The organism is Ruegeria sp. BHSA123, from assembly GCF_059613425.1.
Genome location: NZ_JBXWSL010000081.1, coordinates 1 through 10,401, shown reverse-complemented (window position 1 = coordinate 10,401; position 10,401 = coordinate 1). Strand labels below are relative to the sequence as shown.

Here is a 10,401-nt window from a genome sequence, read left to right as displayed (position 1 = left end):
CTGTCGGAACTTTATCGCTCCAAGGTCGCAGATCTGGCACAGGCGCTATCGGATCCGTCGATCCGCACCGGGGCCTTGGAGATTATCCGGGGCCTGATTGAACGTGTTACGATCAAACATGAACGGGATGGCGTGCAGATCGAACTGGAGGGTGCCCTGGCAGCGATGATTGGGTTGGCCCAGAATGAACAAAGCCGCCCAGGGGCGGCTTGTTCGAGACTCTGTTCGACCCAAGTGGTTGCGGGAGTAGGATTTGAACCTACGACCTTCAGGTTATGAGATAGCTTACGCCCACTTGCCCCAACTACGCCCGAAAACGCTGACTCACCCTATCTTATTGGAATTGTTTATTTATAATTGACGACCGCCACCCTCCATTCCTACCTCTTACGCCATGAACCGCTTCCAGTTGCTTCCATAATGCTTCCACGGGGCGATGACAGAAAAGGATGAGGGATGCCCAAACTGACCAAACGTGCCGTAGAAGCCCTGCCTGTTGAGGCGAAAGATTATTTTGTCTGGGACAGCCAGATATCCGGGTTTGGGGTCCGCGTTATGCCCTCCGGGGCCAAGACCTATCAAGCTCAGTATCGCAAAGGCGGACGGACACGGCGTGTTTCCATCGGTCGACATGGCAAGATCACGGTCGACGAGGCGCGGAAACTGGCCAAGGAACTGATGGGCCAAGTCGCCAAGGGCGAGAACCCAGCCGAAGAGATTGCACAGCATCGCCGTGCGCCCACGGTCGCTGCCCTGTGTGAGCGGTTCTTTGACTCTCACGTCAAGGAGCGCTGCAAGCCGTCCACCCAAGGGGAATACCGCAGGGCCATCGACCTATTCATTGTTCCGGCCATTGGCAGCTTTAAAGTGGTCGATGTGGAACGAAAAGACATAGCCGAGTTGCACCACAAGTTTCGGGGCAAACCCTATCAAGCCAATCGGACATTGGGCGTGTTGTCCAAGATGTTCAATCTCGCGGAAATCTGGGGCTTGCGGCCTGACGGATCAAACCCCTGTCGCCATGTCCCGAAGTACCGCGAAGAGAAACGAGAACGGTTTCTGAGCCAAGACGAGCTGCAACGTCTCGGACAGGTCTTGGCAGAAGCGGAACGCGATGGATCGGAGTCGCCCTTTGTTGTCGCCGCCTTCCGGTTGCTGATCCTGACCGGCTGTCGCCTCGGCGAAATCCAAACCCTGCAATGGTCTTTCATCACAGACACCGGAATGGAGCTACCAGACACCAAAACAGGTGCGCGGCGCATTCCCCTGCCACAAGCGGCCCGAGCGGTTCTGAGCGCGCTGCCACGGCTTCCTGACAACACTTACGTTATAGCCGGGGCTGTTCCCGGCCATTACGCGACCGACCTGCAAAAACCATGGCGTCGTATACGTAAGCGGGCCGGTTTGAATGATGTTCGTATTCATGACCTACGCCACACCTATGCGTCGAATGCCGTGTCGTCGGGCATGCCAATCCAGATGGTCGGTCGGCTGCTAGGTCACAGTCAGATTCAAACCACGATGCGGTATGCGCATCTGGCTGATGATCCGGTACGGCGAGCGGCGGAAGAAAACGCCGCGCGGCTCAACACATTCGTCGGTGCGCAGGAACCCAGCCATGGGCTGCGCCTAGTTAGGTAAGGCATTTTGCGGGACCGGCCCCATAAACGTATACATAGGCGGGCTACATTACGTAGGGCGTCTACGTATACAATACGTTACATAGGGATTTCCTCCCTACCCGGGGTATACGCGGGGCCGGGTATACCCCGGGTAGGGTAAAGCTACGCCTCAAGCCGATTTCTCGAATGACGGGTCTGAGCCCTATCCAGACCTTGGTGTTTCATGCAGCACTGGCCGCTGTGCGCGGAAAGCGGACAGCGATGTTGTAAACTCAGGGTACATTCGCACCCTGAGTTAGCTTTAAAACTACAGCGCAGTTCGACCTCTTCCCGCGTTACTTGGCGTTACACGCATTTCAGGAGCTGGCCGGTAAGTTGGATCAGAGTGTGGCACAGTGGTGTTTTTGTACAATTCACCGTCTTTCATGATGAGCTGCAACTTATCCTCATCTTCAATAATTTTTATGTCCTTCGTCGGATCGTCGCTCCACAACAGGATATCAGCGTAAGCGCCCTCTTTTATTACGCCCAAAGGTCCTTCGCGATATGGGTTCCTGGCGGGACCGGACATTTCAAGGACGATCCCTGCATTTCCCGTAGCATGGCGCAGCGCCTCAATCGGAGTGAACTCGAACAACTCCACCTCGATGGTGATGTTTTTCTTCGTGATGGGCCACTGCTCGGCGAACATGTCGGAACCGCTGACGATGAAGACATCATGCTCGCGCGCCCATTTCACCATTTGCAGGGTACCGGTATGAACCGATTTGGCCTTGCGGATCTGCTCAGGGGTGTACCACGGAACACTTTCCGGGTTTGCAAAGGCGACTCCTGCCATATAGCCCTGTAGTGAAAGGATAATATCTTCTTCCGCCATCCGTTTGATGGTTTCTTCCGAAACCAGAAAGTTATGCTCTATGACTTTAACACCCGCATCAATCGCGCGGTTGACAGCGTCATCACGGTAGGCATGGGCAGCGACGTAGGTTTTGTTGTCTTCGGCGATGGCAACGGCGGCTTTCATCTCGTCCAACGTAAGACTGATGACTTCAAGAGGGTCAAACTCTGTTGATACGCCGCCACCTGGCATAACTTTCAGGAAAGCTGCGCCCTTTCGAAAGTTCCATCGCGCTTGCTTGATGACTTCATCAACCGTGCTTGTCGTCGCGAGGTTGCCCATCAAAACTGATTCATCCGGACCGAGGTGCTGGTTCCAACCGCCGACATCGCCATGGCCACCAAGAGGCCCGATCGGCGGACCCGCTGAATAAATCCGTGGACCTGTCATCCAGCCCATTCTCACACCCTTGGCAAGCCCGAGGGAATTACCGCCGATATCTCTCACGGTCGTGACGCCTTTCATCAGAAGGTGGGCATACATGTTCTGGGCAGCGATGGCTCCGGCAGTGGCGAAATCGATATCTTCACCCGTCGAAAACAATCCGGATGGTCCGCCCAACATCAGGTGCTGGTGCATATCGATGAACCCAGGGGTCATTGTGCGACCAGTGCCATCGATCACGATCGCTTTGTCCCCAGCCGTCAAGCCGTTGCCGATTTGTTTAATCAGATTGCCTTCAACGAGCACATCCTGGGCTTCCGACACCGTATCGCTGTGCCCATCGAAGATCCTGACATTCTTAATCAGGACGTGCGCCGTTTGGCTTTCTTCAGCAGCTACAAGCGATACCGTCAGCATCATGATTGATGCAGCAAGAACAGTGCTTCTCAAGAATCCCATTTTCTTTTCCTTTCCTTTTCTAGCCCTTGCCAAGCGTAACTCGCACAGGGTCAGCATAATGCCTGTCCCACTGGCCACGTCGCGTGAGCATCAAACCTGTTTTCTAAATATGTCAGACGCTGAAACAGCTGGCGTGTCATTTGGAGTCGGCGCCAAGGATTTTTGCGCCAAAATGACACGTGAAAGCGTTATTTTGTTTCCAGCGCCTTGAACTGACCGACAGATGCCGCATCGTTCGAGGGCCGGTTGGCACAGGAGTCGACATGACCAAACGTCTTCCGCTCGCGAAGCTGAGCTTGTTGCGCCCCTTGATTACTGCGCTTAGCGAACGTGGGGTCGACCCAGAAATCGTGCTCGAGAGAGTTGGCCTGACCGAAGACGCAGTGTTGCGCGGCGACGAGGCCGTGCACATAATGGTGGTCCACCAGTTTCTCGAGGCTTGTGCCGAGGCGGTGGAAGATTTGACTTTCTGCGCTTCTGTCGGCTCTCGTCTGGACCCAAGAGGCTGGCCAATGATCGAATCTGCGCTCTCTGCTGGGGGCTCGTTGGCCGATTTTCTCTCGACCTTTGTCAGCCGAGCGAACGAGGTTGCAAGCTCGGTGACGACATATCTGGAAATCAGAGGAGATCAGGCAATTTACGGTGAAACTCGCCTTTTTCGCCCAACAATTTTGCCGGCACAGAACGATGGTTTAATGGTGGGCCTCAGCCTGGGAATTCTCAGGCGTGCCGTGGGCGACCGGTTCGACTCCGGCGAAATGACCATTGTTCTCTGTAATCCAGACGTACTTCCTGCCAGTTTTTCGAAATTCAAACGGCTCAAGGGCGATGAGATGGGCTTCCGATTGAAGTTTCCCTCCAAATGGCTTGTCCATTCTGTCGATCGCAAGGTCTTAGGAAACTCAGTTGGGACATGCGATCAAACAAACGACGTGAGCCGCTTCCTCGCCGATTTCCGAGCTGTAATCGCGCATAAGATCGGCCAGGGAGGTCTCAGCGCCAATGACGCGGCAACCCTCGTGTCAATGAGCCGAGCAACTTTGGCTCGACGTCTTGCCAAGGAAAAAACCAGCGTGTCGGATGAACTACGCCGGGCGAAGATTGCTTACGCAAAGGACCGTTTGCGAACGAGCGGCGACACCGTAGACGAAATAGCCGGCGCGCTCGGTTACTCCGATCGCTCGAACTTCTCACGCGCATTCCGAGAAGCCGTGGGCCTCAGCCCTCGAGCTTTCCGATCACGGATCAACGTGAACAGAACTGGTCCAGAGACGTGAAGAAATCTTTCAGATCTTTGTTGTTATTACGAAGCAAATTTATTGACCTAAGCCTATCAGTGGCAACATCCCGGCAAAGCTACGACCGCCAGAGCCGCGAACTGCAAACAGCAGCCATTTGAACATAACCGCCAACTGGCAGAAAAGTCCGGAGAGCAGACTTTCACGCTATTGGCCTGTCAGCCTCTAGTTAGCGCAACATTGGGTTACACCGCAGTATGCGCCCGTTCTCAAACTAGTGGCGATACTTTGCGCCTCGTCATACCTACCAGACGCATGCCTTACCCGATAAAAGGCAAACCCAGATAAGAAGAATCGGAACCCGGTTAAGCTCGTCCACGATAGAAGAGGCAGTCCCATACTTATCGTACCCGAAAACCAAGTAGTTCCACCAAGATTCTACAAAGACACATACGATGCCAACGACGTTCAAAACCTTTGTGAAGTTGGGGAGCTCTACCCTGTGAACATCGGGGTTTTCACGGAAAAACTTGAACACAGCGCTGCTATGTACCGCTGGGAAACTGCGAAATTTGAGAACCTTCCTCGAAACAGCGACGTTGCGCGCGAGCTGAAGGACATAGCGAAACAAGCCAATCGGCTGAAATCTTCACTTGAGCAGTTGTCATGGAAAGCACAGTCGGAACTCGACAGGCACGCTGATAGTGACGCGGAGAAAAGTATTACTGGATCATTAGCCGCCCCAAGCGAGCCCTCTCTGGCGGTGTCTTTGAAGCATCTGGAAATTGGTGTCCCTTGCGTGATTTTGGATGTTCCAACGCTGCGTTCAGTGATTGAAGGTTTGGAAATTGCAGCCACCAGCAGAAGCGCCAACCTCCCGAAAGGAAGACCCGGACAAGTCCGCTCATACGGGTTGCGTCTATGGATGCGTAACATCGCTGATCTTTGGAATGGAACGACAAGTCAGGCGTTTACACGGGACGTTACTTCGTCAGGCGAGCCGATAACAAACGCCGCTCGCTTTTGCGCTGAAGCATTTCGAAGTATCGACCCAAGCATTCCAACGTCGCGCGTCATGAGGGAGTTAAAAGATTGCATCCGTGAGCGCGCTTAGCCTACTGAACGAATTGTTGTTCAAATTCGCGGTTAATTCGTCCAGCGCTTTCGCTCGAAATTCGCACCCAAGCGCTCCTATGTTCGCCCCATGGCATTTTGCACTGAAAGGACGAACAACATGCAACAGCAGGCAATCGCCACCGAGCAGATCATCCCCACATCAGACTATTGGGATGGATTTATCACTGAGACCGAGGCAGCAGACTATCTCTGCCAAAGCGTGCGCACCATGCAGAAATGGCGCGTCACAGGCTTTGGCCCTTCCTTCTACAAACCGGGCCGGTCAGTTCGCTACCGCCGTCGCGATCTGCGCATTTGGGCCGAAGGTCGCCGCCGCCGTAACACCTCGCAAGTCTGAGTTTTGCCCGCACGGGGTTGGCAGCGCCGTGCGGGATTTTGGGGCCGGAATGGCTCTGACGGGGCGCGGGCGAAACGGTCCTGCGCCCCTTTTCACAAACATCAACAGAAAGACACTGAACCATGGCAAACCAGCCTGCACAGAAATTCAAGATTGGCCTGATTACCGCAACCATCTGGGACAATGATGGCTTCTACTCGGTCGATATGTCCCGCTCTTACAAGTCCGATACCGGCGAATGGCGGAGTTCGACCAGCTTCCACCATTCGGACCTGCTCAATATCGCCAAATGCGCGGAGCGCGCCGAAATCTGGATTGGCCGTCAAACCAATGCCAGGTGATGGCAGCGCCGGAGCGGCTTCGCTCCGGCCCCAAAACAAATGCTGCCCCGCCGGAGGCACTAAGGGGGCAAAAGCCCCCGCAATCTTTTCCCCACATCGCCAACTATCCCAGCGGCAGGGCATGCCGCGATAGAGGGGGGTCTTGTAACACCCCCCTCCACGAATACGAAAGCGAAGGTCAGCGCAAATGGAGGCAACAATCCTGCATTCCGGGTTTGATGGGCTGAAATTCACTATCCAAGCGGATATCCCAGACAACTTTCGCGACGAATTGGCCTCCGCCAAGCAACATGCCAAAGAAACCTATGGCGATTGCGTTCTAGAATTCGGCTCAGTGTCGTTGAATGTGACTAGCAAGGGCGCGCGCGGCTTCACCGCTCACACTGGCGACCATGGGGCTGTGTGGCTGTTCCAAGACCCGCAAGACCGCATTCCAAACAATCCCGGCATCACTGTCGATTTCCGCGCTTTTGGCCTCGCCACAGGCGGCCTTGAGGGGGCGGAGCAACACTTTCGCGATTGCATGGAAGCCTTCGGGGTCAAGTACGTGGAAACGCAATTGCGCGTCGCTCGGGCTGACTTCGCCGTGGACTTGCTGGCTCCTTGGTTTGAACCCGACCGCGAAGCTTTGGTTGTACCACCCGGAACCAAGGTCACGGAATACACTGGTGTTGATGAAACTGCGACGGTTTCCAGCGGGGCGCGTGTTGTTGGCCTGCGTGCCGGGGCCGTCGCCAACCGGCAATTGGCGATATATGACAAGCGGGCAGAAGTGATCCAGCAGAACAAGATGGGCTGGCTGACCATCTGGAATGCAGCACTTGAAGCCGCAGGCAAACAGCCCCTTGATCTGAGCGACCGGGCCTCAAGTCAGGTCTGGCGCTTTGAAATGCGCCTTGGCTCCAAGCAATTGCGCAACCGGTTCGAGTTGCGAAACTGGCAGGATGTTCATGACATCATCGGAGACGCCTTCACAGACGCTTTGGGGCGCATTCGCTACTGCATGCCGACCGCAGACGGAAACCGCGCCCGTTGGCCCACACACGAGCTTTGGCGGCAATTCGAAGCTGTGGTTGGCAACGACTTGCTACAGAACTGTGCGGGCGTTTTGCCCTGCGACGTGATGGAAGCCAACCGAACTGCTAAGATGCGTGAACTGGACGCCCAGCTTGCAGGATTGTTCGTCACGCGCGCAGCAATTTCAGACGTTTGTGCGCACAATTTTAGTGTTTTTTTGAAAGTTACTCCGACGTGTTGGCTCGGCTCGTTGCAGAGCATACCACCCCACTCGAAGAACGGCTTTCCAAGGCGCGCGGAAAGTATCGGTTGTCTTGAGAGGCCACCAAGCCGACATTCGCTGCGTTTGCAGCGCCGAGTATCACGAACGGCAGCAATGCTCGGGAAAGCGGGCTTTACTACGATTCACAAATAGCACAAAGCCGCCATTGAACACCGCCAATACAGGCGACTTCGGTTCACACCGCCTCTTGAATACATTTTTAAATTCAATACTTTGCAAGAAAGAACGCCGTAATAGGTTCGAATTGGTTCTTACAAAAAACTGTATCTCCACAAGGCCACAATAATCGCAAATGAACAATACACACGCTCTATACACTCTTGATGAAACGTTGGCTGCAATTGCTTCTCTTAAGGACGTGGCATCTGCGGGTCTACCAGACGCCCAAATAAACTCGCATCTCGTACGCATGATGAACGGGGATGTGATGACCACGTGGAAGCTGAATGCGCCTAGCTTTCGAATACGACGTGCGGATGAGGGCAATCTTGTAACGGATCTTTCTGGTCTTGTTGCAAGGAAGCTTACGCCGGAATATCCGCGTCACAAAAAGTATGGTCGATGCAACACCAAAGAGAACTCAGTTTACTACGCGGCATTGGATATCGAAACAGCGCTGCTTGAGATCAAAGCTGAGGAGGGAGAACTCTATCAGGTTCTGGAATTGTCACCCAAAAAAGACATTCAACTCGATACCGTGATTGTTGGCTGGCTGGACTATTATCGACGGCACGGCTCTACGCCACCGCTGCTAACGGCTTTGCACGACAATCAGGCCAAGGCAGCAAAAGAGCTAATCGAAAAAACAGCACCTGAAGTTGCTACCAAACAAATTGTGTTCGATGCATTTATTGCTGACCAATTTCGAAAGATCGTTTTAGAAGAGAAAGATGAAGAATATCGTGCAACTGCCTTGTACAGCTCTCTTTTGCTGGGAAGTGGCAGGTTTGAGCAGCTTCTCTATCCCAGCGTGGCAAACTTCGGCGGCTGGAACGTTGCAATTCACCCGGACCGTGTAACAGATAGTTTGGACGTATCTTCTTTGCACCTGATACAGGTTGATAAAGACCTCGGGTACGGGATGTACGATTGCACAGTCGTTGGACGCGGTGAGCTGTCTGGAAGCAAGATTACCTGGACTTGTGGCGAAGACTACGTTTCAAAAAGTGGAGACTCTCCCTTCTTTAGAGACACATTGCGAAACCCATTCAGTAGTCTTTCCTATGAACGACGGGTCGAAAAAGCGCTTGGTTCACTCCCTAATGATGCTGGAGGAAAGCAATTCCTTTATGTGCTAAACGTTCATGTGTCAGATTATGATGGGCCCATTAAAACGGATGAGTACGTCTTCAGCCAGTTTGATGAACAGTCATTGACTGCGTTTCAAGATCTGCTTGAAGTTTGCGACCTTGATGTTCGAAAAGCGGTATCTAAGAACGCAAAATACCTTTTAGCAACAGATCGCTCCCTCGACCTTGACCGCGTGGAACGTCATTTACAAAACAGGTTTGGTAAAGATCTAACCGGCACACCAAGATCGGTTTTGTGCAGTTACAAAACCCAGTACAAAGACTGGGGAAGCCGATTTCTAGCGACTGAGAGTTGCTTGAGCATAACGGTCCAGTCAATTGCTGAAATTTCAGAGCTATCTCATGAGTAGCTGAGCAAAGGGCAGATTCACTGCCAAAAATGCGAATTACTATTGGTTGGGTGAAGCTAATTGAGGACCGCTTTGGGCCGCGACCTGCCGACTGCGTCTGTAGGAGACAGATAGCCTGGGGATGGCCGGTTTGGGCTCCTCGCGACCAATTGATTGGATTTGGGTAAGCTTCTTCTGTTGCCCGTTCAACACACGTCTATTACGTTTCGCTTGCTTCCACAGTGCTTCCACGGGCTGTGGCACAAAACAAAAAGCCCTGCGTGATGCGAGGCTAAGTGTTTGATATCTGGCTGGAAGATTGGTTGCGGGAGTAGGATTTGAACCTACGACCTTCAGGTTATGAGCCTGACGAGCTACCGGGCTGCTCCATCCCGCGACACTTTAGTGGTCTATTGCCTGTTCGGCTACTTGAGACCGTTGGCTGGCCTGTTGCTTACGCGATTTGAGGCCTGGGTCGAGTATGTTTTGATCGTGTTGAGAGATTGGGGATTTTACTAGGTTTGGCGGTGACCTACTCTCCCGGGGCTTAAGCCCAAGTACCATTGGCGCGGCAGTGCTTAACTTCCGGGTTCGGGATGGGACCGGGTGTTTCACTTGCGCTATGACCACCAAACCGAGGAAAATCCCCGTCGCTCTTTTTGCTTTGCAAAAAGGCGACGCGCAGGAGGCAGCGTATTCGCGAAGCGGATGCGCGTTCCTGCACGGTTGTTATGTCAATCAACAGTGTCGCTTGGCGCGACACAGCTATCCAACTCAAGGTGTGTATGTCTTTGATTTGTCTTTCCATTACTGGATCAAATCAAGCCTATCGGGCGATTAGTACCGGTCAACTGAACGCATTACTGCGCTTACATCTCCGGCCTATTGACGTGGTGGTCTTCCACGGCCCTCAGGGAGACCTTGTTTTGAGGGGGGCTTCCCGCTTAGATGCCTTCAGCGGTTATCCTGTCCGATCATAGCTACCCAGCACTGCCGTTGGCACGACAACTGGTCCACCAGTGGATCGTTCACCCCGGTCCTCTCGT

At 53.5% G+C, this 10,401-nt stretch carries 8 protein-coding genes, 1 tRNA gene, 2 rRNA genes and 1 pseudogene; 8 read left to right on the top strand and 4 right to left on the bottom strand.

The features are described from left to right. Both AC2FNC_RS18690 and AC2FNC_RS18685 read left to right on the top strand, forming a co-directional pair. A pseudogene (locus tag AC2FNC_RS18690) lies at positions 1–279 on the top strand (recombinase family protein); the annotation flags it as partial. Between the two features lie 177 nt (positions 280–456). Continuing rightward, entirely contained in the window at positions 457–1,641 is a 1,185-nt protein-coding gene (locus AC2FNC_RS18685) for a tyrosine-type recombinase/integrase (RefSeq protein ID WP_496716230.1), read from the top strand. A gap of 288 nt (positions 1,642–1,929) precedes the next feature. Here AC2FNC_RS18685 and AC2FNC_RS18680 read toward each other — a convergent pair whose 3' ends face one another. Then, positions 1,930–3,420, bottom strand: a complete 1,491-nt coding sequence (locus AC2FNC_RS18680; RefSeq protein WP_496716229.1) for an amidohydrolase family protein — start codon at positions 3,418–3,420, stop codon at positions 1,930–1,932. Between the two features lie 206 nt (positions 3,421–3,626). Here AC2FNC_RS18680 and AC2FNC_RS18675 point away from each other — a divergent pair, with 206 nt between their 5' ends. The 6 genes from AC2FNC_RS18675 to AC2FNC_RS18650 all read left to right on the top strand — a co-directional run bounded on the left by AC2FNC_RS18675 (position 3,627) and on the right by AC2FNC_RS18650 (position 9,376). Next, the gene (locus AC2FNC_RS18675; RefSeq protein ID WP_496716227.1) at positions 3,627–4,640 is read left to right on the top strand and encodes a helix-turn-helix domain-containing protein; all 1,014 of its coding nucleotides are present in this window, start codon (positions 3,627–3,629) and stop codon (positions 4,638–4,640) included. Between the two features lie 463 nt (positions 4,641–5,103). After that, positions 5,104–5,715, top strand: a complete 612-nt coding sequence (locus AC2FNC_RS18670) for a hypothetical protein (protein ID WP_496716226.1) — start codon at positions 5,104–5,106, stop codon at positions 5,713–5,715. A gap of 120 nt (positions 5,716–5,835) precedes the next feature. Beyond that, positions 5,836–6,075, top strand: coding sequence for a helix-turn-helix domain-containing protein (locus tag AC2FNC_RS18665; RefSeq protein WP_480474875.1), 240 nt, complete (start codon positions 5,836–5,838; stop codon positions 6,073–6,075). A 122-nt stretch (positions 6,076–6,197) separates the two neighbouring features. After that, a complete protein-coding gene (locus AC2FNC_RS18660) occupies positions 6,198–6,416 on the top strand; it encodes a hypothetical protein (protein WP_496716225.1) in 219 nt (72 codons plus the stop codon). 187 nt (positions 6,417–6,603) lie between these two features. Then, positions 6,604–7,848 carry a hypothetical protein gene (locus tag AC2FNC_RS18655; RefSeq protein ID WP_496716224.1) on the top strand — a complete coding sequence of 415 codons (1,245 nt, stop codon included), beginning with the start codon at positions 6,604–6,606 and terminating at the stop codon, positions 7,846–7,848. 160 nt (positions 7,849–8,008) lie between these two features. Further along, complete coding sequence (locus AC2FNC_RS18650; protein ID WP_496716222.1) at positions 8,009–9,376, top strand: RES family NAD+ phosphorylase; 1,368 nt, start codon at positions 8,009–8,011, stop codon at positions 9,374–9,376. A gap of 299 nt (positions 9,377–9,675) precedes the next feature. Here the strand turns inward: AC2FNC_RS18650 and AC2FNC_RS18645 are convergent. From AC2FNC_RS18645 to AC2FNC_RS18635, 3 genes are all read right to left on the bottom strand, one after another. Next, a tRNA-Met gene (locus tag AC2FNC_RS18645) sits at positions 9,676–9,752 on the bottom strand. A gap of 122 nt (positions 9,753–9,874) precedes the next feature. Continuing rightward, a 5S ribosomal RNA gene (gene rrf, locus AC2FNC_RS18640) occupies positions 9,875–9,989 on the bottom strand. A 182-nt stretch (positions 9,990–10,171) separates the two neighbouring features. Continuing rightward, positions 10,172–10,401, bottom strand: a 23S ribosomal RNA gene (locus AC2FNC_RS18635); the annotation flags it as partial.